Raw genomic sequence first — 25,335 nt, 5'->3', positions numbered from 1 at the left:
TTGCTCTGTATAACCTGGTATTTCCGGGTTATTCCTGACTTAGCGGCAGGCACGACGAATATCAGTATTTCCTAATGAAGGGAGAAATTATGAGCCAGAAATTAAAAGTCGTCACTATTGGTGGCGGGAGCAGCTATACCCCGGAATTACTGGAAGGGTTTATTAAACGTTATCACGAATTGCCGGTGAGTGAATTATGGCTGGTGGACGTCGAAGAGGGTAAAGCGAAGCTGGATATTATTTTCGATCTCTGCCAGCGGATGATTGATAACGCTGGTGTACCAATGAAGCTTTATAAAACGCTCGATCGCCGCGAAGCATTGAAAGATGCCGATTTCGTCACTACCCAGTTGCGCGTAGGTCAATTACCAGCACGCGAACTCGATGAACGTATTCCGTTAAGTCATGGTTATCTCGGCCAGGAAACCAACGGTGCAGGTGGCCTGTTTAAAGGTCTGCGTACTATTCCGGTGATTTTTGACATAGTCAAAGATGTTGAAGAACTTTGCCCCAATGCCTGGGTGATTAACTTTACGAACCCTGCGGGAATGGTCACCGAAGCCGTTTATCGTCATACCGGATTTAAACGCTTTATCGGCGTGTGTAATATTCCGATTGGTATGAAGATGTTTATCAGCGATGTTTTAGCGTTGAATGAGAACGATGATTTATCTATCGATCTGTTCGGGCTGAACCACATGGTGTTTATTAAAGATGTGCTGGTAAATGGCAAGTCTCGCTTTGCCGAATTGCTTGATGGTGTGGCATCCGGGCAGTTAAAAGCGTCTGGCGTAAAAAATATTTTCGATCTGCCGTTTAGCGAAGGCTTAATTCGCTCACTGAATCTGTTGCCGTGCTCGTATCTGCTTTATTACTTCAAGCAAAAAGAGATGCTGGCGATTGAAATGGGTGAGTATTATAAAGGCGGCGCACGTGCACAGGTGGTACAGAAAGTCGAGAAACAACTCTTTGACCTGTATAAAAATCCGGACCTGAAAGTTAAGCCGAAAGAACTGGAACAGCGCGGCGGGGCATATTACTCAGATGCGGCGTGTGAAGTGATTAATGCTATCTACAACGACAAGCAAGCAGAACATTACGTTAATATCCCGCATCATGGGCATATTGATAATATTCCGGCAGACTGGGCGGTAGAAATGACCTGTACACTGGGGCGCGATGGCGCGACGCCACATCCACGCATTACACACTTCGATGACAAAGTGATGGGCTTGATTCATACCATCAAAGGTTTTGAAATTGCCGCCAGCCACGCAGCCCTTAGCGGTGAATTTAACGATGTGTTACTGGCGCTCAACCTTAGCCCGCTGGTGCATTCCGATCGTGACGCGGAACGGCTGGCAAGAGAGATGATTCTGGCGCATGAGAAGTGGTTGCCAAACTTTGCTGACTGCATTGCAGAACTCAAAAAAGCACATTAACTGAGGCTGATTATGGAACGCTTACTGATTGTTAATGCTGATGACTTTGGCTTAAGTAAAGGCCAGAACTACGGCATTATCGAGGCCTGTCGTAATGGTATTGTCACCTCAACGACGGCGCTGGTGAATGGGGAAGCTATCGACCATGCGGTGCGGTTAAGTCGTGATGAGCCGAGTCTGGCAGTTGGGATGCACTTTGTCCTTACACTGGGCAAGCCGCTGACTGAGATGCCTGGGCTGACCCGGCAAGGTGTGCTGGGGAAATGGATCTGGCAGCTGGCAGAAGACGATGCCTTACCACTGGAAGAAATTTCCCAGGAACTCGCCCGCCAGTATCTGCGATTCATTGAATTGTTTGGCCGCAAACCAACACATCTTGATAGTCATCATCACGTGCATATGTTCCCGCAGATTTTCCCGATTGTGGCGAAGTTTGCGGCTGAAGAGGGGATTGCGTTGCGTATTGATCGCCAGCCAGTATTTAACGACGGTGATTTACCCGCTAATCTGCGCAGTTCACAGGGCTTCAGTAGTGCATTCTATGGTGAAGAGATCAGTGAATCACTGTTCCTGCAAGTGTTGGATGATTCCAGTCATCGCGGTGAACTCTCACTGGAAGTGATGTGCCATCCTGCGTTTGTCGATAATACAATTCGCCAGAGTGCTTACTGTTTCCCGCGGTTAGCGGAACTGGATGTGTTAACGTCGGCGTCGTTGAAGTATGCCATTGCCGAGCGTGGTTATCGGTTGGGTAGTTATCTGGATGTGTAGGTAAGGCTGTTTTGCCGGATGCGGCGTAAATGCCTTATTTGGCATACAATATATTGAAATTTCATAGCATTATGAACATCCGGTAGGCCTGATAAGCGCAGCGCATCAGGCAAAGGTGGCGCAATTGCGCCACCTATATTTACGCCGGAATTTTGTCAATCTTAGGCATACGTGACCAGACGCGGTGCGCCGCCATTAGCGTTAACAGTTCATCCATAAAACTACCGTCGGCGCTGTCGGCTTCCACAACCCCTTCTTCACTTTTGTCATCCACCTTAATTGTCGCTTTGAACTTGCGGGCGTCTCCCGCCAGCGCAATCGGTTTAAGGTGTTTGTAGGCTTCCATCAGGTAATAGTTCGCATCGCCGTTGTCTGCGATATCCGCAATATTACCGCAAGGGACAATGACCGCATCCACCGTCAGCGAAGGCGCTCCGGCAAAGGTAGCAGCAATTGGCAACACCGTGCCGTCGTCGGCGGTCACTTCGCCCATTCGTGAATAAAGCAGTTTGGCATGAACACCTTTGGCTTTCAGCGCCTTGAGAATGGCCAGCAGGTCTGCCGATCTCACTTCATCATTAAGCAAAATCGCAACCACACGGCCTTTGACATCACCGTCAGGAATGGCATACAGGCTTAATGTTGGGGCATTTTTCAGACCGTTGATGTCTGGTGGCGGGGTAATATTCAGTTGTTCATCAGTCAGTTCGATACCGAGATTTTCCGCCACAGCCTGCGCCAGAGTGAGATCGATATGTGCCAGTTGATCAACGACGCGTTCACGAATATACGGACGAGCAACTTTGCTCAATTCAAAGCTGAAAGCGTCGATAATGTGGCGCTGTTCAAACGGTGTCTGGCTTAGCCAGAACAGACGGGGATGGGAATAATATTCGCCAAACGATGGGCTGCGTTCGCGGACTTTGTTGCCTTCTACACGTTCCTGGTATGATTCAAATCCGCCGCGTTTCGGCCCCGGCGGTGTTTCGCGCGGCCAGTTGTCGTTGATCGAGTTCGGTTCGTAGTTTGCCGGATTTGTGTCAATTCCCATGCGGTGCATGCCGTCACGCTGGAAATTATGGTAAGGGCAGGTCGGGCGGTTAATCGGAATTTCATGGAAATTGGGCCCACCAAGACGACTGATTTGTGTATCGGTATAAGAGAACAAACGCCCCTGCAATAACGGGTCGTTGGTGAAATCCAGACCGGGGACAATATGCCCTGGATGGAAAGCTACCTGTTCGTTTTCGGCAAAGAAGTTATCCGGGTTGCGGTTAAGCACCATTTTGCCGACGCGCTGTACCGGCACCAGTTCTTCCGGGATAAGTTTGGTTGGATCGAGAAGGTCGAAATCAAACTTGAATTCGTCTTCTTCCGGGATTAACTGGAGGCCCAGTTCGTATTCCGGGAAATCGCCTGCTTCAATGGCTTCCCACAGCTCACGGCGGTGGAAGTCCGGGTCACGTCCGGTGAGTTTCTGCGCTTCATCCCATACCAGCGAGGCTTTACCTGCCAGTGGTTTCCAGTGGAAACGCACAAACGTCGCTTTCCCTTCGGCGTTAATCAGGCGGAAAGTGTGGATGCCGAAACCTTCCATCGTACGGTAGCTGCGCGGGATCCCGCGATCCGACATCGCCCACATCACGTTGTGCAGAGTTTCAGGTTGCAGAGAAACATAATCCCAGAAAGTATCGTGGGCGCTTTGCCCTTGTGGAATTGCCCAGTGCGGTTCTGGTTTTACCGCATGAACAAAATCGGGGAATTTATGCGCATCCTGGATAAAGAAGATTGGCGTGTTATTGCCAACGAGGTCAAAAATACCCTCTTCAGTATAGAACTTGGTGGCAAAACCACGGATATCACGCACGGTATCGGAAGAGCCAGCGCCACCCTGAACGGTAGAGAAACGGACAAACACTGGGGTGATTTTGTTCGGGTCAGACAGGAAGTCGGCTTTGGTAATATCGCTTAAGTTTTTATACGGCTGGAAATAACCATGAGCCGCAGATCCTCGCGCATGAACAATACGTTCCGGGATACGCTCATGGTCAAAGTGAGTGATCTTCTCGCGCAGAATAAAATCTTCCAGCAGCGTTGGACCACGGCTACCGGCACGCAGTGAGTTTTGATCGTCAGCGATGCGCACGCCCTGATTGGTGGTCAGCGCATAATTTTCACTACCTTTACGTACATCTTGCAGGGAATTGAGTTTTTCGTTACGCGTATCAGGGGCTTTCAGACTGCCTGGCGCGGTAGGCTGCGCGCCAGGCGGCGTCGGTTCAGCCGCTGGACGATGAGAGCCGTCCTCAGGTGCCAGTGAGTCCATTCCTGGTTTCGCTTCGTTCGAGTCGTGCAGGGGGGACTGGTGCTGATGTGGGTTCTTTTCGTTATGTTGCGACATTGAACTCGTCTCCTTATTTCATTGCTGAAAGGGCCGCTTTTTTGGTCAAAAAACCCTCTAACTATAGACCATCGGGGATGTCTCGCTCTGGAAGTGGTGTCGGCGAAAGTATTTGAAGATGTACGCAAAGCAGGACGGACGTGGGCTAAATCGGCTAAACTACATTTTTTCTGATTTTTAATATGCGTTTAGTGAAGCCAGTAATGAAGAAACCGCTACGTCAGCAAAACCGCCCGATTATTAGCTATGTCCCGCGCACGGAACCTGCGCCGCCGGAGCATGCGATTAAAATGGATTCGTTTCGTGATGTCTGGATACTACGTGGCAAATATGTAGCGTTTGTTCTGGTGGGGGAATCATTCTTGCGCTCACCGGCGTTTAGTGTGCCGGAGGCGGCCCAGCGCTGGGCGAATCAGATTCGACAAGAGAATGAGGTCGAAGAGTGAAAAAAACGCCTGTCGGGATGACAGGCGTTTTGCGTTATAAGCCAGGGTTAACGGTGAGCCAGTTCGGCGTCATCTTCGCTATCCAGAATGGATTTATCGGTCTGCTTCAGCCACTGGCTGGTCAGTGTACCTGCGGTCATAGAACCGCTGACGTTCAGTGCCGTACGGCCCATATCGATAAGTGGTTCAACGGAAATTAACAATGCCACCAGCGTTACCGGCAAGCCCATTGCAGGGAGTACAATCAGTGCGGCGAATGTTGCACCGCCACCAACGCCTGCAACACCTGCTGAACTCACAGTGACGATACCAACGAGTGTCGCAATCCACATTGGGTCCAGCGGATTAATGCCAACCGTAGGCGCAACCATCACTGCCAGCATTGCCGGATACAGCCCGGCGCAGCCGTTTTGACCAATGGTCGCGCCGAAAGAGGCGGCGAAACTGGCGATGGATTCAGGAACACCCAGACGACGCGTTTGTGCTTCTACATTCAGCGGAATAGACGCAGCACTGGAGCGACTGGTGAAGGCAAACGTCAGCACTGGCCATACTTTACGGAAGTATTTCAGCGGGCTTACGCCATTAATGCCCAGCAGAATGCCATGCACTGCAAACATAATGATAAGACCGAGGTAGGACGCGACAACGAAGCTACCCAGTTTAATGATGTCTTGCAGGTTGGAACCAGCAACGACTTTGGTCATCAGTGCCAGAACGCCGTATGGCGTCAGTTGCATGACCAGGCGAACCAGTTTCATCACCCAGCTTTGCAGCGTATCGATAGCGGTTAAGACTCGTTCACCTTTCGGCGCATCATCTTTCAGCAGTTTCAGTGCTGCAACGCCCAGGAAAGCCGCAAAAATTACCACGCTGATAATTGACGTCGGATTGGCGCCGGTCAGATCTGCAAACGGGTTTTTCGGGATAAAGGACAAGACAAGCTGCGGAACGCTCAGGTCAGAGACTTTACCGACATAGTTGCTTTCGATAGCGTTCAGACGCGCAGTTTCTGCACCACCCTGAACCAGCCCCTCAGCCGTCAAACCAAACAGGTTGGTGACCAGCACTCCGACCAGCGCCGCAATCAGCGTGGTAAACAAAAGCGTACCGATGGTCAGAAAACTGATTTTTCCTAGTTGAGACGCGTTATGCAGACGGGCAACCGCACTTAAAATGGAGGCAAATACCAGCGGCATGACGATCATTTGCAGTAGCTGAACATAGCCGTTACCGACAATGTTAAACCACTGAACAGAATCTTTAAGTACCTGGCTGTCAGAACCATAAATGGTATGTAGGGCAAGGCCAAAAACCACACCCATCACCAGACCTACCAGCACTTTTTTGGCCAGACTCCACTGTTTGTGGCGGGTTTGGGCCAGCGCAAACAGCAGCACAACGAACACTATGATGTTCGCAATTAATGGAAAGTTCATCCCCGTTCTCCTGATCTTATTATTTCTATCGCTACGCAGTAGCCATAGTGTTGAAGCAAGATTAACAGAACTGTGAGCTGGCTCTTATATTCAAATGGAATGGCTTATTCCAGAAAAGCGATTTTTGTTTTTTTAGTATTCAACCTGATGCTTAATAAGGCGATGAAACTCGATCTGCAAGGTATTAATCATTTGCGATGACCAACGCACGGCACTGTTTTCGGGCAGTGAATGGGGCATCCACACTGACCAGACAAACAACGCCATGCAGAGAAAACGTTCTAACTGGTTGCCTTTTTGTGGAACCAGAATTGGCAGACGGAAACGCCATCGGCACGGCCAGAGTAGGGGAACGCCAGCGGGGGTCAGCATATCAGCAAGAATATGACTCAAATAACCGAGAACCATACCTTGCAGAGCATCAGCCGGAATAAACCAGCTTTCCGGAACTTTCAGATAAAAAGTCGCCAGTAGAGCAAACACCGCCAGCAGACTGTGGGTAAAGCCACGGTGACCAAAAGCGCGGGCAATGGGTTTTGATATCCACTTTAATCGCTGCCCAAGAAACGACTTTGGATGGTCAATATCCGGTAACAGACAAGTTAATATTGCGGAAGGGACAATATGCCACCAGTCACCCTGTGCCAGCACGGGTGTAAGCTCGGCATTTTTAGCAAACACCGCACAAGCAATAGAAAAGAGGAGGTGACCTTCCGCCGTCATGATAAAACTCACTAAACTGTCGATACGTACAGTATAGGGTTTTTATACAGTGCGCGGAAGTGGTGACGGTGTAACTCTTCATCATAATTTGATGATAAAATCATCAGTTGAACGTGATTTCAGATAAGCAACCAGGGGCCGTGTCACCACGCCCCTTTTTATTAACCGAGGAGGTCTTTCGCGGTGAGTTCGGTCAAGGATGAAAGTTTTACATTCGCCAACACAAAACGGGGATCATTTTGCGCTTCTGGTGCTGGAACGACGATGGAGCGCATTCGTGCTGCCTTCGAGGCGATCATGCCATTAACAGAATCTTCCAGCGCCACGCAGGCGATTGGGTCAACGCCCAGTTTTGCTGCGCAGTCGAGATAAACCTGCGGATGTGGCTTGCTATAAGGCAATTTTTCGGCGGAGGCGAGGGCATCGAAACTGTCACGTAGGTCAAACATGGCCAGCACTTTTTCAAGCATATGCAGCGGTGACGCTGAAGCCAGTCCAACCAATATGCCCTGCGCTTTACATAAAGCAACGGCTTCACGCACGCCAGGCAGTAATGGACGCGTCTCTTCAACCAGCGAAATGGCACGGGCAATTACCCGATCGACCACTTCCTGACGACTCGGTCCATTCCACGGTTGCCGGGCATACCACAGATCAACCACCATATCGATGCGTAAACCTAAGGTGTCCGGTAGCTCATTACGACGGGAGATGTCCACCCCCAGGCTTGCCATCACATCCAGTTCGGCCCGATCCCACAATGGTTCGGAATCGATAAGTAATCCATCCATATCAAAAATTGCAGCAAGAATCTGTCGTGGGGTTGACATTACAACCTCTCCTTTAGAGCATTATGTGTAAGGTATTAAGCTGTGCTTATGATTAAGCGCCTATCATATCGCCTTTAAAGAATGGGCGAAAACAGATATCTACAGGTAAACTAAGTGAATCGACGCGTCTTAATCAAGGAGAACTCATGACGTATCAACAAGCTGGACGCATTGCTATTTTGAAAAGGATTTTCGGTTGGGTGATTTTTATACCAACACTTGTTTCCACGTTGATTTCCTTGCTGAAGTTTATGAATACCCGGCAAGAAACCCAGGAAGGCATTAATGCGGTAATGCTCGACTTTGCCCATGTCATGATCGATATGATGCAGGCGAATACGCCTTTTTTGAATCTGTTCTGGTATAACTCGCCGACGCCCAATTTTAATGGTGGTGTGAACGTTATGTTCTGGGTGATCTTTATCCTGATTTTTGTCGGGCTGGCGTTGCAAGACTCTGGAGCACGCATGAGTCGTCAGACGCGCTTCTTGCGCGAAGGCGTTGAAGATCAACTCATTCTGGAGAAGGCTAAAGGGGAAGAGGGGTTAACGCGTGAACAGATCGAGTCGCGCATTGTCGTTCCACGCCATACTATCTTCACGCAGTTTTTTTCACTCTATATCCTGCCGGTCATTTGTATTGCTGCGGGATACGTGTTCTTTTCTCTGCTCGGTTTCATTTAATACAAAGGCCGCGCGGTGCGGCCATTATCATCGACTCCCGTCACGCGGCTAACAATCTATCCAATGATTGTTGAGCAATAACCAGATGTTGACCACCAAACAACCTTGCACGGTTTAGCAAAGTGTAAAGCTGGTAAATCGGTTGGCGTTCGAGGAAATCGATCGGTAGCGGTGAAACTGATTGATAACCATCATAGATTTGCGGAGGCTGTTCGGTATGTAGCGGCAACATCGCCAGATCGCACTCTCTGTCGCCCCAGTAACAAGCAGGGTCGAAAATATACGGACCATTCGGACCTAGCGCACAATTCCCTGACCATAGATCGCCGTGTAACAGTGATGGTTGCGGCTGATGTGAGGCCAGGCGCTGCTGGATATGCTCGACGATGGCGTCGATATTGCCGAAGGCTATCCCTTTTTCTGCTGCCAGCTCCAGTTGCCAGCCAATCCGTTGTTCAGCAAAAAACGTTGACCAGCGGCGTTGCCAGGTATTGGGTTGAGGGGTAGTAGAAAGGGCGTTGTCGAAATCGAGGCCAAATTGTGGCTGGTCACTCCATTGATGTAGATGCGCAATTTGCTGCCCTAAAATAAAGGCGTTATGTGCATCCAACGGCCGGGGAGGGAGATAATCCATCACCAGAAAACTGTAGTCACGGTCAGCGCCAACTGCCCACACCCTGGGTACGGTGACGGTTTTACTGCGAGACAATAACTCCAGTTGGTCGGCTTCGGCGGTGAAACCGGGAAGCAATTCTCTTTCATCACATTTGACGAAAAAGTCACGTCCTGCATAGCGCAAATGCCATGCGGCATGGACTTCCCCGCCAGGCAGTTCATTACGCAGTTCGATTTCGCCTTCACCTAACTGCTCGCTCAAAAGACGACTGATTACCTGCCACATGATGTCTCTCCCATGCTGTCTGCCAGATCATAAGGTTAGCGCAAGAATAAGGTGTAAAAACACGAGCTAACGCACACCACAGACTGATTATTGCCCAAAAATCTTTATTTGTTGCTATTCCATTCCTCCCAGGTGGTGATCCTTATCTCGGGGTCTTTGCCTGTAGCGCTCTGGGCGAGCCCGGCAACGAGTTCTCTTATCTCATCTTCGTTTTGCGTACTGATAAGTCCAAAGGTATTCGTCCCTAGTTCATGGATATTCCCATCATCGTCAGTCATGGTCAGTGAAAAGCCATCGCGTGTCAGAAAGTTATTTAACTCATTAATTTCAGTTAATGTATCTTCATGCAACATGACGGTAATGACATAACGGACAAGATCGCCACCGGCCATAATTCACCTCTTTGTTATCACGTGATTTTTTAGCATAGTCGCAGAAACGCGTTGCCGACAGGTTTGTGGTGATTCCCCCAACCGATGGGGGAATGTCTCGATTAGCGGGAAAGGTAAGCGTAAATTTTTTGTGTATCGTCATGGGAGCACAGGCGTGTTCCCTGATTGAGTGTTGCGGCACTACCGGCAGCGACGCCAAAACGAACCATTTCATCAAGCGAGGCATTTTCTGCCAGCTTCAGCGTCATAGCCCCTACCATACTGTCGCCAGCACCGACGGTACTTTGGCTTTTTAGCGGTGGTGGCACTACCTGAATGCAGTTTTCGCTATCTACCCCCAACGCTCCTTGTGGACCAAGGGAAACGACGACCCGTTTGGCCTTACCACTATTAACAATTTCCTGCGCGGCTTTACGCACATCATCGGGTTGGGTGAGTTCGCGACCTACCAGTGCGCTGAGTTCTTTTTGGTTAGGTTTAACTAACTCGATATTGCCAATCGCCAGTGCTGCGCTTAAGGCTTCGCCGGAACTGTCGACGATGCAGCGTATTCCTTGTTTTTGCGCAGCAGAAATAAGCTGCGTTAACTTTTCCAGTTTCACGCCTGGTGGCAGGCTTCCACTAATAACCAGAATAGCCCCTGACTCGATTTCCAGAACTTGTTCTTCAAGTTGACGAAATTCATCTTCGCTTAAAGCTGCTCCGGGCATGACAAAGCGATACTGCTCCCCGCTGGATTCCACATGTACATGCAGATTCTGGCGGGTCCAGTCCTTCGCTTCGACAGTGGCAACAGGGACATTTTCATCGGCCAGCAGAGCGACGAGATGTTCCCCGGTCGCGCCACCGGCCGGGAATATAGCCGTCGCGCTCCCGCCCAGATGAGCAATAGCGCGAGCGACATTAATACCGCCGCCACCAGGTTCAAACACGGGGGCAGTACAGCGCAGTTTTCCTTCGGGGTAAATTTGCGGGGTAATTGTTGCGCTATCGAGAGAGGGCGCAAGTGTCAACGTATAGATACGTACCATCATTTCCTCCTATAGGCTGATTTCAGTCTGGCACTGAATCAGTGGAAAGTGAAGGAATTAACAATATGATTTATTAGATATTTATATAGAATTAATAAGGTAAAGATATATAAATAAATATCTGTTTTCGCAACGCGCTTATTCAAAAAATGAAATAAGAAGTCATTGCTAAGTTTTTCACTCCTTTTTATAATTTGTCACCTTTCCAGGGACGCTACTCTTTGATCCTTAAGAAAGTTTCCGGGACCGCGATGGTCTCTTTTTTTGTTGTACGGACTTTTAATAAATGAAGCTTTTGAAGACAGTTCCTGCCATCGTTATGTTGGCGGGGGGTATGTTTGCGTCTCTGACTGCAACTGCCGATGATTCCGTTTTTACTGTCATGGACGATCCTGCCAGCGCAAAAAAACCTTTCGAAGGTAATCTGAACGCAGGTTATCTTGCACAATCAGGCAACACGAAAAGTTCCTCACTGACGGCTGATACCACCATGACCTGGTATGGGCAGACGACTGCCTGGTCGCTGTGGGGAAATGCCAGCAATACTTCTTCTAATGATGAGCGTTCTTCGGAAAAATATGCAGTAGGTGGTCGTAGCCGTTTTAATTTAACTGATTATGATTATCTGTTTGGTCAGGCAAGTTGGCTGACAGACCGTTATAACGGTTATCGGGAACGAGATGTATTGACTGCGGGTTATGGTCGCCAGTTTTTAAATGGCCCGGTACACAGCTTCCGTTTTGAATTCGGCCCTGGCGTGCGTTACGACAAATATACCGATAATGCCAGTAAAACGCAGCCGCTGGGGTATGCCTCCGGAGCTTATGCATGGCAGTTGACCGACAACGCTAAATTTACCCAGGGTGTATCGGTTTTTGGTGCTGAAGACACTACGCTGAACTCGGAAAGCGCATTAAATGTTGCCATCAATGAACATTTTGGTCTGAAGGTGGCCTACAACGTTACATGGAACTCTGAACCGCCTGAGTCTGCGCCAGAACATACCGATCGCCGCACCACGTTATCGCTGGGCTACAGGATGTAATAATGTGCCGGACCGTGTTATGCGGTCTGGCTGCATTGTTTGTTGATAGCGCATCACCATTCAGCCCCAAATCATCGCTGCCCAGCGTAGCAACAGCATCGCGCCGCAAATAGACAGCAGGACTACCACCATCTTCCAGTGTTTTTTGTTGAAACGTTTTGTCGGCATGCGTTTTTCCAGGGGATTTCCAGTCTTCAATAATCGAGTGTAACAAAAGGGTCAGGTGTTGCCTGTATTGATTTATATCATATCGAACATGATGATTGTCGCTTTGCCCGATAACAATTACCGTGTAAACTGCCAAGCGGTATTATCAGAAAGTGGGTGTAGGTCTGGCATCGCCAATCAGCATGCTGTGACATATTTCGCAGAGTGAAGCGGGAATCAGCTCAAACCTTTTTGATAAATTTCATATGAATCTTTGTATGTGATCTTTCGTGTGGGTCACCACTGCAAATAAGGATATAACATGCCTGTTATTACTCTTCCTGATGGCAGCCAACGCCATTACGACCACGCTGTAAGCCCCATGGATGTTGCGCTGGACATTGGTCCAGGTCTGGCGAAAGCCTGTATCGCAGGGCGCGTTAATGGCGAACTGGTAGATGCGTGCGATTTGATTGAAAACGACGCTAAACTGGCGATCATTACCGCTAAAGACGAAGAAGGTCTGGAGATCATTCGTCACTCCTGTGCGCACCTGTTAGGGCACGCAATTAAACAACTTTGGCCGCATACCAAAATGGCAATCGGCCCGGTTATTGACAACGGTTTCTATTACGACGTTGATCTTGACCGCACGTTAACTCAGGAAGATGTCGAAGCACTCGAGAAGCGGATGCATGAGCTTGCTGAGAAAAACTACGACGTCATTAAGAAGAAAGTCAGCTGGCACGAAGCGCGTGAAACTTTCGTTAAACGCGGCGAGAGCTATAAAGTCTCCATCCTGGACGAAAACATCGCCCATGATGACCAGCCTGGCCTCTATTTCCACGAAGAATATGTCGATATGTGCCGCGGTCCGCACGTACCGAATATGCGTTTCTGCCACCATTTCAAACTGATGAAAACGGCAGGGGCCTACTGGCGCGGCGACAGCAACAACAAAATGTTGCAACGTATTTATGGTACTGCGTGGGCAGATAAAAAAGCCCTCAACGCGTACCTGCAGCGTCTGGAAGAAGCCGCTAAACGCGACCACCGTAAAATCGGTAAACAGCTCGACCTGTACCATATGCAGGAAGAAGCGCCGGGTATGGTGTTCTGGCACAATGACGGCTGGACCATCTTCCGTGAACTGGAAGTGTTCGTTCGTTCTAAACTGAAAGAGTACCAGTATCAGGAAGTTAAAGGTCCGTTTATGATGGACCGCGTCCTGTGGGAAAAAACCGGTCACTGGGAAAACTATAAAGATGCAATGTTCACCACCTCTTCTGAGAACCGTGAATACTGCATTAAGCCGATGAACTGTCCGGGTCACGTACAAATCTTTAACCAGGGGCTGAAGTCGTATCGCGATCTGCCGCTGCGTATGGCCGAGTTCGGTAGCTGCCACCGTAACGAGCCGTCAGGATCCCTTCACGGCCTGATGCGCGTGCGTGGTTTTACCCAGGATGACGCGCATATCTTCTGTACTGAAGAACAAATTCGCGATGAAGTTAACGGATGTATCCGTTTAGTCTATGATATGTACAGCACTTTTGGCTTCGAGAAGATCGTGGTCAAGCTTTCCACTCGTCCTGAAAAACGTATTGGCAGTGACGAAATGTGGGATCGTGCTGAGGCGGACCTGGCAGTTGCGCTGGAAGAAAACAACATCCCGTTTGAGTATCAACTGGGTGAAGGCGCGTTCTACGGTCCGAAAATTGAATTTACCCTGTATGACTGCCTCGATCGTGCATGGCAGTGCGGTACAGTACAGCTGGACTTCTCCTTACCGTCTCGTCTGAGCGCTTCCTATGTAGGCGAAGACAACGAGCGTAAGGTTCCGGTAATGATTCACCGTGCAATTCTTGGGTCGATGGAACGTTTCATCGGTATCCTGACCGAAGAGTTCGCTGGTTTCTTCCCGACCTGGCTTGCGCCGGTTCAGGTTGTTATCATGAACATTACGGATTCACAGTCTGAATACGTTAACGAATTGACGCAAAAACTATCAAATGCGGGCATTCGTGTTAAAGCAGACTTGAGAAATGAGAAGATTGGCTTTAAAATCCGCGAGCACACTTTGCGTCGCGTCCCATATATGCTGGTCTGTGGTGATAAAGAGGTGGAATCTGGCAAAGTTGCCGTTCGCACCCGCCGTGGTAAAGACCTGGGAAGCATGGACGTAAATGAAGTGATCGAGAAGCTGCAACAAGAGATTCGCAGCCGCAGTCTTAAACAATTGGAGGAATAAGGTATTAAAGGCGGAAAACGAGTTCAAACGGCGCGTCCTAACCGTATCAATGGCGAAATTCGCGCCCAGGAAGTTCGCTTAACAGGTTTGGAAGGCGAGCAGCTTGGTATTGTGAGTCTGAGAGAAGCTCTGGAGAAAGCTGAAGAAGCCGGAGTAGACTTAGTCGAGATCAGCCCTAACGCCGAGCCGCCGGTTTGTCGTATAATGGATTACGGCAAATTCCTCTATGAAAAGAGCAAGTCTTCTAAGGAACAGAAGAAAAAGCAAAAAGTTATCCAGGTTAAGGAAATTAAATTCCGTCCTGGTACAGATGAAGGCGACTATCAGGTAAAACTCCGCAGCCTGATTCGCTTTCTCGAAGAGGGTGATAAAGCCAAAATCACGCTGCGTTTCCGCGGTCGTGAGATGGCGCACCAGCAAATCGGTATGGAAGTGCTTAATCGCGTGAAAGACGATTTGCAAGAACTGGCAGTGGTCGAATCCTTCCCAACGAAGATCGAAGGCCGCCAGATGATCATGGTGCTCGCTCCTAAGAAGAAACAGTAAGGCCATCAAGTAATCATTCCTGTGGGCCTCGGCTCACAGGGTGATTCGCCTTTGTTTCTGTTTATCAACAATGCGAAGTGGAAGTTATTAAAATGCCAAAAATTAAGACCGTACGCGGTGCTGCTAAGCGCTTCAAAAAAACCGGTAAAGGTGGTTTTAAGCACAAGCACGCTAACCTGCGTCACATTCTGACCAAAAAAGCGACCAAACGTAAACGTCACCTGCGTCCGAAAGCCATGGTTTCCAAAGGCGATCTGGGCCTGGTAATCGCGTGCCTGCCGTACGCATAAGCCGTTAACGTTTATTAACTTTTTAATTAGAATATAGATACAGGAGAGCACATATGGCTCGCGTAAAACGTGGTGTTATTGCACGCGCACGTCACAAGAAAATTTTGAAACAAGCTAAAGGCTACTACGGTGCGCGTTCTCGCGTATACCGCGTTGCCTTCCAGGCTGTTATCAAAGCTGGTCAGTATGCTTACCGTGACCGTCGTCAACGTAAGCGTCAGTTCCGTCAACTGTGGATTGCGCGTATCAACGCAGCAGCACGTCAGAACGGTATTTCTTACAGCAAATTCATCAATGGCCTGAAAAAAGCCTCTGTTGAAATCGACCGTAAGATCCTGGCTGATATCGCAGTATTCGACAAAGTAGCGTTCACCGCTCTGGTTGAAAAAGCGAAAGCAGCTCTGGCATAAGCCAGTTGAAAGAGGGAGCTAGTCTCCCTCTTTTCGTTTCAACGCCATCAAAACATTGACTTTTATCGCCGTAGCCTTTTCAATAAAGGTCTTTTGAAAAGTACCAAAAGGTAACGCAAGCAATGAATGCTGCTATTTTCCGCTTCTTTTTTTACTTTAGCACCTGACTCCAGGAGGCTAGCGCGTGAGAAGAGAAACGGAAAACAGCGCCTGAAAGCCTCCCAGTGGAGGCTTTTTTTGTATGCGCGTTTTGAAAAATAAAAAGCCTGTCTCATCAGGCGTAATTGTCGCAGCCAGTCTGGACACGGTCAGCGCGGAGAAACCGGAGCGTACTTAAGTACGTGAGGATTTCGAGCACTGCCCGGGACCAAAATGGCAAGTAAAATAGCCTGATGGGATAGGCTCTAAGTCCAACGAACCAGTGTCACCACTGACACAATGAGGAAAACCATGTCACATCTCGCAGAACTGGTTGCCAGTGCGAAGGCGGCCATTAGCCAGGCGTCAGATGTTGCCGCGTTAGACAATGTGCGCGTCGAATATTTGGGTAAAAAAGGGCACTTAACCCTTCAGATGACGACCCTGCGTGAGCTGCCGCCAGAAGAGCGTCCGGCAGCTGGTGCGGTTATCAACGAAGCGAAAGAGCAAGTTCAGCAGGCGCTGAATGCGCGTAAAGCCGAACTGGAAAGCGCAGCGCTGAATGCGCGTCTGGCTGCAGAAACTATTGATGTTTCCCTGCCAGGTCGTCGTATCGAAAACGGCGGTCTGCATCCGGTTACCCGTACCATCGACCGTATCGAAAGTTTCTTCGGTGAGCTTGGCTTTACCGTGGCAACCGGGCCGGAAATCGAAGACGATTATCATAACTTCGATGCTCTGAACATTCCTGGTCACCACCCGGCGCGCGCTGACCACGACACTTTCTGGTTTGACGCTACCCGCCTGCTGCGTACCCAGACCTCTGGCGTACAGATCCGCACCATGAAAGCCCAGCAGCCACCGATTCGTATCATCGCGCCTGGCCGTGTTTATCGTAACGACTACGACCAGACTCACACGCCGATGTTCCATCAGATGGAAGGTCTGATTGTTGATACCAACATCAGCTTTACCAACCTGAAAGGCACGCTGCACGACTTCCTGCGTAACTTCTTTGAGGAAGATTTGCAGATTCGCTTCCGTCCTTCCTACTTCCCGTTCACCGAACCGTCTGCAGAAGTGGACGTCATGGGTAAAAACGGTAAATGGCTGGAAGTGCTGGGCTGCGGGATGGTGCATCCGAACGTGCTGCGTAATGTTGGCATCGATCCGGAAGTTTACTCCGGTTTCGCCTTCGGTATGGGGATGGAGCGTCTGACCATGTTGCGTTACGGCGTCACCGACCTGCGTTCATTCTTCGAAAACGATCTGCGTTTCCTCAAACAGTTTAAATAAGGCAGGAATAGATTATGAAATTCAGTGAACTGTGGTTACGCGAATGGGTGAACCCGGCGATTGATAGTGATGCGCTGGCGAATCAAATCACGATGGCGGGCCTGGAAGTTGACGGTGTAGAACCGGTTGCCGGTAGCTTCCACGGCGTGGTCGTTGGTGAAGTGGTTGAATGTGCGCAGCATCCGAATGCTGACAAACTGCGAGTGACCAAAGTCAACATCGGTGGTGATCGCCTGCTGGACATCGTCTGCGGCGCGCCAAACTGTCGTCAGGGCCTGCGTGTGGCGGTAGCAACTATTGGTGCTGTACTGCCGGGCGATTTCAAAATTAAAGCCGCGAAACTGCGCGGTGAACCGTCTGAAGGGATGCTGTGCTCCTTCTCTGAGCTGGGTATTTCTGACGATCATAACGGTATTATCGAACTGCCTGCGGATGCGCCAATTGGCACCGACATCCGTGAATACCTGAAACTTGATGACAACACCATCGAAATCAGTGTGACGCCAAACCGTGCAGACTGCTTAGGCATTATCGGCGTAGCGCGTGATGTTGCCGTGCTGAACCAGCTTCCACTGGTTGAACCGGAAATTGTCCCGGTTGGTGCAACCATCGATGACACGCTGCCGATTGCGGTAGAGGCACCGGAAGCCTGCCCGCGTTATCTTGGCCGCGTAGTAAAAGGCATTAACGTTAAAGCGCCAACTCCGCTGTGGATGAAAGAAAAACTGCGTCGTTGCGGGATTCGTTCTATCGATGCAGTCGTTGACGTCACCAACTATGTGCTGCTTGAACTGGGCCAGCCGATGCACGCTTTCGACAAAGATCGCATTGAAGGCGGCATTGTGGTGCGGATGGCGAAAGAGGGCGAAACGCTGGTACTGCTCGACGGTACCGAAGCGAAGCTGAACGCTGACACCCTGGTCATCGCCGACCACAACAAGGCGCTGGCGATGGGCGGTATCTTTGGTGGCGAACACTCTGGCGTGAATGACGAAACGCAAAACGTCCTGCTGGAATGCGCTTTCTTCAGCCCGCTATCAATCACCGGTCGTGCTCGTCGTCATGGCCTGCATACTGATGCGTCTCACCGTTATGAGCGTGGCGTTGATCCGGCACTGCAGCACAAAGCGATGGAACGTGCGACCCGTCTGCTGATCGACATCTGCGGTGGTGAGGCTGGTCCGGTAATTGATATCACCAGCGAAGCAACGCTGCCGAAGCGTGCAACCATCACTTTACGTCGTAGCAAACTGGATCGCCTGATCGGCCATCATATTGCGGATGAGCAGGTAACTGACATTCTGCGTCGTCTCGGCTGCGAAGTGACCGAAGGCAAAGACGAGTGGCAGGCAGTTGCGCCGAGCTGGCGTTTCGATATGGAGATTGAAGAAGATCTGGTCGAAGAAGTCGCGCGTGTTTACGGCTACAACAACATCCCGGATGAGCCGGTACAGGCAAGCCTGATTATGGGTACTCACCGTGAAGCTGACCTGTCGCTCAAGCGCGTGAAAACGCTGCTCAACGACAAAGGCTATCAGGAAGTGATCACCTACAGCTTCGTTGATCCGAAAGTGCAGCAGATGATCCATCCAGGCGTTGAAGCCTTACTGCTGCCAAGCCCGATCTCTGTTGAAATGTCAGCAATGCGTCTTTCTCTGTGGACCGGCCTGCTGGCAACCGTGGTGTACAACCAGAACCGTCAGCAGAACCGTGTGCGCATTTTCGAAAGCGGCCTGCGTTTCGTACCAGATACTCAGGCACCGTTGGGCATTCGTCAGGATCTGATGTTAGCCGGTGTGATTTGCGGTAACCGTTACGAAGAGCACTGGAACCTGGCAAAAGAGACCGTTGATTTCTATGATTTGAAAGGCGATCTTGAATCCGTTCTCGACCTGACCGGTAAACTGAATGAGGTTGAGTTCCGTGCAGAAGCGAATCCGGCACTGCATCCGGGGCAATCCGCAGCGATTTATCTGAAAGGTGAACGTATTGGTTTTGTTGGGGTTGTTCATCCTGAACTGGAACGTAAACTGGATCTTAACGGTCGCACTCTGGTGTTCGAACTGGAGTGGAACAAGCTCGCAGACCGCGTGGTGCCTCAGGCGCGCGAGATTTCTCGCTTCCCGGCGAACCGTCGTGACATCGCGGTGGTGGTCGCAGAAAACGTTCCCGCAGCGGATATTTTATCCGAATGTAAGAAAGTTGGCGTAAATCAGGTAGTTGGCGTAAACTTATTTGACGTGTACCGCGGTAAGGGTGTTGCGGAGGGGTATAAGAGCCTCGCCATAAGCCTGATCCTGCAAGATACCAGCCGTACACTCGAAGAAGAGGAGATTGCCGCTACCGTCGCCAAATGTGTAGAGGCATTAAAAGAGCGATTCCAGGCATCATTGAGGGATTGAACCTATGGCGCTTACAAAAGCTGAAATGTCAGAATATCTGTTTGATAAGCTTGGGCTTAGCAAGCGGGATGCCAAAGAACTGGTTGAACTGTTTTTCGAAGAGATCCGTCGCGCTCTGGAAAACGGCGAGCAGGTGAAACTCTCTGGTTTTGGTAACTTCGATCTGCGTGATAAGAATCAACGCCCGGGACGTAACCCGAAAACGGGCGAGGATATTCCCATTACAGCACGGCGCGTGGTGACCTTCAGACCCGGACAGAAGTTAAAAAGCCGGGTCGAAAACGCCACACCCAAAGACGAGTAATCTGATCTAACTAAAAAGGCCGCTCTGCGGCCTTTTTTCTTTTCACTGTCGAAGAGTCACCGTAAAATCAACGGAATGACACTTCAGCAGAACGGATACCATGCTGACACTTGCCCGCCACCAACAGCGACAAAATATTCGCTGGTTACTATGCCTGTCAGTTTTGATGCTGCTGGCGCTTCTCTTAAGCCTTTGCGCTGGTGAACAATGGATTTCACCTGCCGACTGGTTCACTCCTCGTGGCGAACTGTTCGTCTGGCAAATTCGCCTGCCACGTACCCTGGCTGTATTGCTGGTTGGCGCGGCGCTGGCGTTATCAGGCGCGGTCATGCAGGCGCTGTTTGAAAACCCTCTTGCGGAGCCGGGGCTGCTTGGCGTCTCTAACGGCGCTGGAGTAGGGCTTATCGCCGCTGTATTGCTCGGGCAAGGGCAGTTACCGAACTGGGCGCTGGGGCTGTGTGCGATTGCTGGCGCGCTTATTATCACCTTAATTCTCTTGCGTTTTGCCCGCCGTCATCTTTCAACCAGCCGATTACTGCTGGCTGGTGTTGCGCTGGGTATCATCTGTAGCGCGTTAATGACGTGGGCCATCTACTTTTCCACGTCTGTTGATTTACGCCAACTGATGTACTGGATGATGGGCGGCTTTGGTGGTGTAGACTGGCGGCAAAGTTGGCTGATGATGGCCTTGATTCCGGTGTTGTTGTGGATTTGCTGTCAGTCCCGCCCAATGAATATGTTAGCGCTGGGTGAAATTTCGGCGCGACAACTGGGGTTACCCCTGTGGCTCTGGCGCAATGTGCTGGTCGCGGCTACCGGTTGGATGGTCGGTGTCAGTGTGGCGTTGGCTGGCGCTATTGGGTTTATTGGCCTGGTTATCCCACATATTCTGCGGCTGTGCGGATTAACCGATCACCGGGTATTACTTCCCGGCTGCGCGCTGGCAGGTGCTACTGCGTTGCTGCTTGCCGATATTGTTGCTCGACTGGCGCTGGCTTCCGCAGAGTTACCGATTGGTGTGGTCACCGCCACCTTGGGCGCGCCGGTGTTTATCTGGTTATTGTTAAAAGCAGGACGTTAGCCGCATAAAGACGGTCTATGATTAAAAGCTAAGATTTTTACTGACCTTATCCAGGAGACACGATGCAAGATCCCATTCTGACCACCGTAGTGAAGACGATTGACGGGGAAGTGACCACGCTGGAGAAATATGCCGGTAATGTGCTGCTGATTGTCAATGTCGCTTCAAAGTGTGGCTTAACGCCGCAATATGAACAGTTGGAGAACATCCAGAAAGCCTGGGCCGATCGTGGTTTTGTCGTGCTGGGATTTCCGTGCAATCAGTTCCTTGAACAAGAACCAGGTAGTGATGAAGAAATTAAAACTTATTGCACCACCACCTGGGGCGTGACGTTCCCAATGTTCAGTAAGATTGAAGTTAATGGCGAAGGACGCCATCCGCTATATCAAAAATTGATTGCCGCAGCGCCCACGGCGGTGGCACCGGAAGAGAGCGGTTTCTACGCGCGAATGGCCAGTAAAGGCCGCGCACCGCTGTATCCTGATGATATTTTGTGGAATTTTGAAAAGTTTCTGGTGGGTAGAGACGGAAAGGTCATCCAGCGTTTTTCCCCGGATATGACGCCGGAAGATCCTATTGTAATGGAAAGCATTAAACTGGCGTTGGCAAAATAATGTCTATTGTGATGCAGTTACAGGATGTAGCGGAATCAACCCGCCTTGGGCCACTTTCTGGCGAGGTCCGGGCAGGGGAGATCCTGCATCTGGTGGGGCCGAACGGCGCGGGCAAGAGCACCTTGCTGGCCCGAATGGCGGGGATGACCAGTGGTCAGGGAAGCATTCAGTTTGCAGGTCAACCACTGGATACCTGGCCCGCAACAAAACTCGCCCTGCATCGTGCTTATCTTGCACAACAGCAGACGCCGCCGTTTGCTATGCCGGTCTGGCATTACCTGACCATGCACCAGCACGATAAAACGCGAACCGATCTGCTAAATGATGTCGCAGGGGCGCTGGCCCTTGATGACAAACTTGGCCGTAGCACCAATCAACTTTCCGGTGGTGAATGGCAACGTGTTCGTCTTGCGGCTGTGGTGCTACAAATTACGCCGCAAGCGAATCCGGCAGGTCAATTGCTTCTCCTTGATGAACCCATGAATAGCCTTGATGTTGCCCAGCAAAGCGCGTTAGATAAAATTTTGAGCGCGCTATGTCAGCAAGGCGTGGCGATTGTGATGAGCAGTCACGATCTTAACCACACATTGCGTCACGCGCATCGGGCGTGGTTACTTAAACAAGGAAAACTGCTTGCCAGTGGGCGGAGAGATGAAGTACTAACGCCGCCGAATCTGGCCCAGGCTTATGGCATGAGCTTCCGTCGTCTGGACATTGAAGGTCACCGAATGCTGATTTCGACCACCTGATTTCATTAGCATCTTGAAAAACGGGTAATTTCGACGCTAAATTAATGCAAGAATAAAAAACAGAGGATTCGTACGGAATGCGTTTCTGCCTAATTTTAATTACAGCACTGTTTCTGGCCGGGTGTAGCCATCATAAAGCGCCGCCGCCAAACGCCAGGCTTTCTGACTCCATTACTGTCATTGCCGGTTTGAACGATCAACTACAGAGCTGGCATGGTACGCCGTATCGTTATGGCGGCATGACTCGACGTGGAGTGGACTGTTCGGGGTTCGTGGTTGTGACGATGCGCGACCGTTTCGACTTGCAGTTGCCACGCGAAACAAAACAACAGGCCGCTATCGGTACCCAAATTGATAAAGAAGAATTGCTGCCAGGCGATCTGGTCTTTTTCAAAACAGGTTCCGGGCAAAATGGTTTACACGTGGGTATTTACGATACCAACAATCAATTCATTCACGCCTCTACCAGCAAGGGGGTGATGCGTTCTTCCCTCGATAATGTCTACTGGCAGAAAAATTTCTGGCAGGCGAGACGAATCTAGTATCCCAATAAATGGACGGTGATGATACCGCACCGTCTGTTAACTCCTGAATACAGTAGTATTTTGCAGACAAAAATACCGCAAATGGAATATTCGTTTATACTCAGGATAATCTAAAAAAAGGACCCCTGAAAAAGTGGTTAACATGGAACAAATGAAAGTTATTCCTTCTGTATTTGTTATGCCTTATGGCCTCAAACTTTTTATCTGGATGTTGAAAAAAATCCGTAGAGAGGGGCTGTTACCATGAAGGTCTTACTGGAGAATCTTTATCATTCTGATTACTATTTTCTACCGATAAGAGACAGCCAACAAAATCTTGTTGGGGTTGAGTTAATAACCCATTTCTCCAGTGACGACGGTACGGTTCGCATCCCGACGACACGGGTTATTGCACAACTTTCAGAGGAGCAGCATTGGCAATTATTTGCCGAAAAGTTGGAATTACTAAAATCATGCCAACATTTTTTTATTCAACACAAACTCTTTGCCTGGATTAATTTAACGCCACAAGTAGCAAAGTTATTATTAGATAGGGATAATTACGCAAGCAAACTATTAAAAATTCCTTTTGCTGAATTGATGATTAATGAAAATTATCCTCATCTTAATGAGGGAAAAGATAATTATGAACTTTTGCACTTATCGCAAATTTTCCCATTGGTTTTGGGAAATTTGGGTGCAGGCAACAGTACAATGAAGGCTGTTTTTGATGGGCTTTTTACTCGCGTCATGCTGGATAAAGGTTTTATTCAGCAACAAATAGTCCATAAATCTTTCGCTCCTTTTATTCGTGCGCTCCATGCGCAAATTTCACCTTGTTGCAATTGTATTATTGCTGCTGGTATTAATACATCGGAGATGTTGGCGCAGATGGTGCCGTTTGGTTTCCATGCTTTTCAGGGATGCTTGTGGCCCGCAGTTCCCGTAAGCCAGATAACAACGCTGGTCCAGCGATAACCCTCTTGTTTGCTGGTGTTTAAGACGAGAGTAACCGTCTACACTATCAAACAGGAGGATCTATGACCCTGTCTTTTATTACCCGCTGGCGTGATGAATTGCCGGCAACATATACATCGCTTTCCCCTACGCCTTTAAATAATGCCCGGTTGATTTGGTATAACGCCGAACTGGCTAATACGCTGGGTGTTCCATCGTCGCTGTTTGAAAGTGGCGCGGGTGTCTGGGGCGGCGAAACTTTACTGCCAGGTATGTCGCCACTGGCCCAGGTCTACAGTGGCCACCAGTTTGGTGTCTGGGCGGGGCAGCTTGGCGACGGGCGCGGTATTTTACTCGGCGAGCAACAGTTTGCCGACGGCACCACCATGGACTGGCATCTGAAAGGTGCGGGGCTGACGCCTTATTCGCGGATGGGCGACGGACGTGCGGTTTTACGTTCAACAATTCGCGAAAGTCTTGCCAGTGAGGCAATGCATCACCTTGGCATTCCGACGACACGCGCCTTAAGCATTGTTACCAGCGATACGCCGGTTTACCGGGAGACGGTCGAATCAGGAGCGATGCTGATGCGCGTAGCGCAGAGTCATTTGCGATTTGGCCACTTTGAACACTTTTACTATCGTCGGGAACCGGAAAAAGTTCGCCAGCTGGCTGACTTCGCCATTCGCTATTACTGGCCGCATCTTCAGGATGAAGAGGATAAATACCGCCTCTGGTTTACCGATATTGTCGCACGTACGGCTTCGTTAATCGCCAGCTGGCAGACAGTCGGTTTTGCTCACGGGGTGATGAACACGGATAACATGTCGATTCTCGGGCTGACGCTGGATTATGGTCCATTTGCTTTCCTCGATGATTATGAACCGGGCTTTATTTGTAATCACTCTGATCATCAGGGACGTTACAGCTTTGATAATCAACCTGCCGTTGCGTTGTGGAATTTACAGCGTCTGGCGCAGACATTGTCGCCGTTTATCACTGTCGACGCGTTAAACGAGGCGCTGGAAAGCTATCAACAGGTTTTGTTGAAGCATTATGGAAAACGTATGCGGCAGAAGCTGGGCTTTATGACGGAGCAAAAAGAGGATAATGCGCTACTGAATGAATTGTTCAGTCTGATGGCGCAAGAGCGCAGTGATTATACCCGCACATTCCGCATGTTAAGTCTGACCGAGCAGCACAGTGCGGTTTCACCACTGCGCGATGAGTTTATTGACCGGGCGGCGTTTGATGACTGGTTTACGCGTTATCGGGCGCGCTTGCAACAAGACGGAATTGCCGATAGTGAACGTCAGCAACTGATGCAGAGCGTTAATCCTGCGCTGGTATTGCGAAACTGGCTGGCACAACGCGCCATTGAGGCGGCAGAAAAGGGTGATATGACGGAATTGCACCGCCTGCATGAGGCGTTGCGAAATCCTTTCAGCGACAGGGATGATGACTATGTCAGTCGTCCACCTGACTGGGGTAAACGGCTGGAAGTCAGCTGCTCGAGTTAAAG

Annotated in this window: 27 protein-coding genes and 1 other annotated feature; of the genes, 19 read left to right on the top strand and 8 right to left on the bottom strand. The window is 49.9% G+C overall.

The window, feature by feature from the left end; genetic code table 11:
* Positions 1-89: 89 nt before the first annotated feature.
* Complete coding sequence (gene celF, locus FEK47_RS01650; protein ID WP_135487703.1) at positions 90-1,442, top strand: 6-phospho-beta-glucosidase; 1,353 nt, start codon at positions 90-92, stop codon at positions 1,440-1,442.
* A gap of 12 nt (positions 1,443-1,454) precedes the next feature.
* Positions 1,455-2,213, top strand: coding sequence for a chitin disaccharide deacetylase (gene chbG, locus FEK47_RS01645; RefSeq protein ID WP_135487704.1), 759 nt, complete (start codon positions 1,455-1,457; stop codon positions 2,211-2,213).
* A 139-nt stretch (positions 2,214-2,352) separates the two neighbouring features.
* Here chbG and katE read toward each other — a convergent pair whose 3' ends face one another.
* Entirely contained in the window at positions 2,353-4,614 is a 2,262-nt protein-coding gene (katE, locus tag FEK47_RS01640; protein ID WP_135487705.1) for a catalase HPII, read from the bottom strand.
* Between the two features lie 182 nt (positions 4,615-4,796).
* Between katE and cedA the strand changes: the two genes are divergently transcribed.
* Positions 4,797-5,060 (top strand): cell division activator CedA, encoded by a 264-nt coding sequence (gene cedA / locus FEK47_RS01635; protein ID WP_130208300.1) that lies wholly within the window; start codon positions 4,797-4,799, stop codon positions 5,058-5,060.
* 47 nt (positions 5,061-5,107) lie between these two features.
* On the opposite strand, the gene tcyP is transcribed toward cedA, so the two are convergent.
* The 3 genes from tcyP to hxpB all read right to left on the bottom strand — a co-directional run bounded on the left by tcyP (position 5,108) and on the right by hxpB (position 8,052).
* Positions 5,108-6,499, bottom strand: coding sequence for a cystine/sulfocysteine:cation symporter (gene tcyP, locus FEK47_RS01630; protein WP_064529160.1), 1,392 nt, complete (start codon positions 6,497-6,499; stop codon positions 5,108-5,110).
* Positions 6,500-6,631: 132 nt separating this feature from the next.
* A complete protein-coding gene (locus tag FEK47_RS01625) occupies positions 6,632-7,222 on the bottom strand; it encodes a metal-dependent hydrolase (RefSeq protein ID WP_064529159.1) in 591 nt (196 codons plus the stop codon).
* 161 nt (positions 7,223-7,383) lie between these two features.
* Positions 7,384-8,052: a hexitol phosphatase HxpB gene (gene hxpB, locus FEK47_RS01620; RefSeq protein WP_135487706.1), complete on the bottom strand. Its 669-nt coding sequence runs from the start codon at positions 8,050-8,052 to the stop codon at positions 7,384-7,386.
* Between the two features lie 146 nt (positions 8,053-8,198).
* Here hxpB and FEK47_RS01615 point away from each other — a divergent pair, with 146 nt between their 5' ends.
* Positions 8,199-8,735, top strand: a complete 537-nt coding sequence (locus tag FEK47_RS01615; protein ID WP_130218885.1) for a YniB family protein — start codon at positions 8,199-8,201, stop codon at positions 8,733-8,735.
* Positions 8,736-8,775: 40 nt separating this feature from the next.
* Here FEK47_RS01615 and FEK47_RS01610 read toward each other — a convergent pair whose 3' ends face one another.
* The 3 genes from FEK47_RS01610 to pfkB form a co-directional block, all read right to left on the bottom strand.
* Positions 8,776-9,636, bottom strand: coding sequence for a fructosamine kinase family protein (locus FEK47_RS01610; RefSeq protein ID WP_130257723.1), 861 nt, complete (start codon positions 9,634-9,636; stop codon positions 8,776-8,778).
* A 104-nt stretch (positions 9,637-9,740) separates the two neighbouring features.
* Entirely contained in the window at positions 9,741-10,028 is a 288-nt protein-coding gene (gene ghoS, locus FEK47_RS01605; RefSeq protein ID WP_130218889.1) for a type V toxin-antitoxin system endoribonuclease antitoxin GhoS, read from the bottom strand.
* A gap of 101 nt (positions 10,029-10,129) precedes the next feature.
* On the bottom strand, positions 10,130-11,059 hold the full coding sequence (gene pfkB / locus FEK47_RS01600; RefSeq protein ID WP_130208719.1) for a 6-phosphofructokinase II: 930 nt from the start codon (positions 11,057-11,059) through the stop codon (positions 10,130-10,132).
* Positions 11,060-11,345: 286 nt separating this feature from the next.
* Here pfkB and FEK47_RS01595 point away from each other — a divergent pair, with 286 nt between their 5' ends.
* Complete coding sequence (locus FEK47_RS01595; protein ID WP_130218891.1) at positions 11,346-12,104, top strand: YdiY family protein; 759 nt, start codon at positions 11,346-11,348, stop codon at positions 12,102-12,104.
* Between the two features lie 60 nt (positions 12,105-12,164).
* Here FEK47_RS01595 and yniD read toward each other — a convergent pair whose 3' ends face one another.
* Positions 12,165-12,272, bottom strand: coding sequence for a small membrane protein YniD (gene yniD, locus FEK47_RS01590; protein WP_064529152.1), 108 nt, complete (start codon positions 12,270-12,272; stop codon positions 12,165-12,167).
* 301 nt (positions 12,273-12,573) lie between these two features.
* Here yniD and thrS point away from each other — a divergent pair, with 301 nt between their 5' ends.
* The 14 genes from thrS (at position 12,574) to selO (ending at position 25,333) form a co-directional block, all read left to right on the top strand.
* Positions 12,574-14,502: a threonine--tRNA ligase gene (gene thrS, locus FEK47_RS01585; protein ID WP_130208286.1), complete on the top strand. Its 1,929-nt coding sequence runs from the start codon at positions 12,574-12,576 to the stop codon at positions 14,500-14,502.
* 3 nt (positions 14,503-14,505) lie between these two features.
* Positions 14,506-15,048: a translation initiation factor IF-3 gene (infC, locus tag FEK47_RS01580; protein WP_001700733.1), complete on the top strand. Its 543-nt coding sequence runs from the start codon at positions 14,506-14,508 to the stop codon at positions 15,046-15,048.
* A 92-nt stretch (positions 15,049-15,140) separates the two neighbouring features.
* Complete coding sequence (rpmI, locus tag FEK47_RS01575) at positions 15,141-15,338, top strand: 50S ribosomal protein L35 (RefSeq protein ID WP_001124225.1); 198 nt, start codon at positions 15,141-15,143, stop codon at positions 15,336-15,338.
* A gap of 53 nt (positions 15,339-15,391) precedes the next feature.
* A complete protein-coding gene (gene rplT, locus FEK47_RS01570; protein WP_000124850.1) occupies positions 15,392-15,748 on the top strand; it encodes a 50S ribosomal protein L20 in 357 nt (118 codons plus the stop codon).
* Between the two features lie 116 nt (positions 15,749-15,864).
* Positions 15,865-15,989: a sequence feature (Phe leader region), on the top strand.
* Positions 15,871-15,915 carry a pheST operon leader peptide PheM gene (pheM, locus tag FEK47_RS01565; protein ID WP_001386830.1) on the top strand — a complete coding sequence of 15 codons (45 nt, stop codon included), beginning with the start codon at positions 15,871-15,873 and terminating at the stop codon, positions 15,913-15,915. Its footprint overlaps the feature before it by 45 nt.
* A 209-nt stretch (positions 15,990-16,198) precedes the next feature.
* A complete protein-coding gene (gene pheS, locus FEK47_RS01560; protein WP_000018588.1) occupies positions 16,199-17,182 on the top strand; it encodes a phenylalanine--tRNA ligase subunit alpha in 984 nt (327 codons plus the stop codon).
* Between the two features lie 14 nt (positions 17,183-17,196).
* The gene (gene pheT / locus FEK47_RS01555; RefSeq protein WP_135487707.1) at positions 17,197-19,584 is read left to right on the top strand and encodes a phenylalanine--tRNA ligase subunit beta; all 2,388 of its coding nucleotides are present in this window, start codon (positions 17,197-17,199) and stop codon (positions 19,582-19,584) included.
* 4 nt (positions 19,585-19,588) lie between these two features.
* Positions 19,589-19,888: an integration host factor subunit alpha gene (gene ihfA, locus FEK47_RS01550; protein ID WP_002440155.1), complete on the top strand. Its 300-nt coding sequence runs from the start codon at positions 19,589-19,591 to the stop codon at positions 19,886-19,888.
* 100 nt (positions 19,889-19,988) lie between these two features.
* Positions 19,989-20,969 carry a vitamin B12 ABC transporter permease BtuC gene (btuC, locus tag FEK47_RS01545; protein WP_135487708.1) on the top strand — a complete coding sequence of 327 codons (981 nt, stop codon included), beginning with the start codon at positions 19,989-19,991 and terminating at the stop codon, positions 20,967-20,969.
* A gap of 62 nt (positions 20,970-21,031) precedes the next feature.
* Positions 21,032-21,583: a bifunctional thioredoxin/glutathione peroxidase gene (gene btuE, locus FEK47_RS01540; protein ID WP_130208280.1), complete on the top strand. Its 552-nt coding sequence runs from the start codon at positions 21,032-21,034 to the stop codon at positions 21,581-21,583.
* Positions 21,583-22,332, top strand: coding sequence for a vitamin B12 ABC transporter ATP-binding protein BtuD (btuD, locus tag FEK47_RS01535; protein WP_130257766.1), 750 nt, complete (start codon positions 21,583-21,585; stop codon positions 22,330-22,332). The genes btuE and btuD overlap by 1 nt, the downstream gene beginning before the upstream one ends.
* 77 nt (positions 22,333-22,409) lie before the next feature.
* On the top strand, positions 22,410-22,874 hold the full coding sequence (locus FEK47_RS01530; protein WP_130208276.1) for an NlpC/P60 family protein: 465 nt from the start codon (positions 22,410-22,412) through the stop codon (positions 22,872-22,874).
* A gap of 246 nt (positions 22,875-23,120) precedes the next feature.
* Positions 23,121-23,834 carry an EAL domain-containing protein gene (locus tag FEK47_RS01525; protein WP_135487709.1) on the top strand — a complete coding sequence of 238 codons (714 nt, stop codon included), beginning with the start codon at positions 23,121-23,123 and terminating at the stop codon, positions 23,832-23,834.
* A 62-nt stretch (positions 23,835-23,896) separates the two neighbouring features.
* A complete protein-coding gene (gene selO, locus FEK47_RS01520) occupies positions 23,897-25,333 on the top strand; it encodes a protein adenylyltransferase SelO (RefSeq protein ID WP_135487710.1) in 1,437 nt (478 codons plus the stop codon).
* Positions 25,334-25,335 lie beyond the last annotated feature (2 nt).

This window comes from Escherichia sp. E3659 (assembly GCF_005781135.1).
Taxonomy (GTDB): domain Bacteria; phylum Pseudomonadota; class Gammaproteobacteria; order Enterobacterales; family Enterobacteriaceae; genus Escherichia.
This window is presented reverse-complemented; position numbering and strand designations above follow the sequence as displayed.

What these genes read in the sequence shown, in the direction of transcription:
- celF (WP_135487703.1), top strand. Translation starts at nt 90, where the DNA reads ATGAGCCAGAAATTAAAAGTCGTCACTATTGGTGGCGGGAGCAGCTAT.
- chbG (WP_135487704.1), top strand. Translation starts at nt 1,455, where the DNA reads ATGGAACGCTTACTGATTGTTAATGCTGATGACTTTGGCTTAAGTAAA.
- katE (WP_135487705.1), bottom strand. Translation starts at nt 4,614, where the DNA reads ATGTCGCAACATAACGAAAAGAACCCACATCAGCACCAGTCCCCCCTG.
- cedA (WP_130208300.1), top strand. Translation starts at nt 4,797, where the DNA reads ATGCGTTTAGTGAAGCCAGTAATGAAGAAACCGCTACGTCAGCAAAAC.
- tcyP (WP_064529160.1), bottom strand. Translation starts at nt 6,499, where the DNA reads ATGAACTTTCCATTAATTGCGAACATCATAGTGTTCGTTGTGCTGCTG.
- FEK47_RS01625 (WP_064529159.1), bottom strand. Translation starts at nt 7,222, where the DNA reads ATGACGGCGGAAGGTCACCTCCTCTTTTCTATTGCTTGTGCGGTGTTT.
- hxpB (WP_135487706.1), bottom strand. Translation starts at nt 8,052, where the DNA reads ATGTCAACCCCACGACAGATTCTTGCTGCAATTTTTGATATGGATGGA.
- FEK47_RS01615 (WP_130218885.1), top strand. Translation starts at nt 8,199, where the DNA reads ATGACGTATCAACAAGCTGGACGCATTGCTATTTTGAAAAGGATTTTC.
- FEK47_RS01610 (WP_130257723.1), bottom strand. Translation starts at nt 9,636, where the DNA reads ATGTGGCAGGTAATCAGTCGTCTTTTGAGCGAGCAGTTAGGTGAAGGC.
- ghoS (WP_130218889.1), bottom strand. Translation starts at nt 10,028, where the DNA reads ATGGCCGGTGGCGATCTTGTCCGTTATGTCATTACCGTCATGTTGCAT.
- pfkB (WP_130208719.1), bottom strand. Translation starts at nt 11,059, where the DNA reads ATGGTACGTATCTATACGTTGACACTTGCGCCCTCTCTCGATAGCGCA.
- FEK47_RS01595 (WP_130218891.1), top strand. Translation starts at nt 11,346, where the DNA reads ATGAAGCTTTTGAAGACAGTTCCTGCCATCGTTATGTTGGCGGGGGGT.
- yniD (WP_064529152.1), bottom strand. Translation starts at nt 12,272, where the DNA reads ATGCCGACAAAACGTTTCAACAAAAAACACTGGAAGATGGTGGTAGTC.
- thrS (WP_130208286.1), top strand. Translation starts at nt 12,574, where the DNA reads ATGCCTGTTATTACTCTTCCTGATGGCAGCCAACGCCATTACGACCAC.
- rpmI (WP_001124225.1), top strand. Translation starts at nt 15,141, where the DNA reads ATGCCAAAAATTAAGACCGTACGCGGTGCTGCTAAGCGCTTCAAAAAA.
- rplT (WP_000124850.1), top strand. Translation starts at nt 15,392, where the DNA reads ATGGCTCGCGTAAAACGTGGTGTTATTGCACGCGCACGTCACAAGAAA.
- pheS (WP_000018588.1), top strand. Translation starts at nt 16,199, where the DNA reads ATGTCACATCTCGCAGAACTGGTTGCCAGTGCGAAGGCGGCCATTAGC.
- pheT (WP_135487707.1), top strand. Translation starts at nt 17,197, where the DNA reads ATGAAATTCAGTGAACTGTGGTTACGCGAATGGGTGAACCCGGCGATT.
- ihfA (WP_002440155.1), top strand. Translation starts at nt 19,589, where the DNA reads ATGGCGCTTACAAAAGCTGAAATGTCAGAATATCTGTTTGATAAGCTT.
- btuC (WP_135487708.1), top strand. Translation starts at nt 19,989, where the DNA reads ATGCTGACACTTGCCCGCCACCAACAGCGACAAAATATTCGCTGGTTA.
- btuE (WP_130208280.1), top strand. Translation starts at nt 21,032, where the DNA reads ATGCAAGATCCCATTCTGACCACCGTAGTGAAGACGATTGACGGGGAA.
- btuD (WP_130257766.1), top strand. Translation starts at nt 21,583, where the DNA reads ATGTCTATTGTGATGCAGTTACAGGATGTAGCGGAATCAACCCGCCTT.
- FEK47_RS01530 (WP_130208276.1), top strand. Translation starts at nt 22,410, where the DNA reads ATGCGTTTCTGCCTAATTTTAATTACAGCACTGTTTCTGGCCGGGTGT.
- FEK47_RS01525 (WP_135487709.1), top strand. Translation starts at nt 23,121, where the DNA reads ATGAAGGTCTTACTGGAGAATCTTTATCATTCTGATTACTATTTTCTA.
- selO (WP_135487710.1), top strand. Translation starts at nt 23,897, where the DNA reads ATGACCCTGTCTTTTATTACCCGCTGGCGTGATGAATTGCCGGCAACA.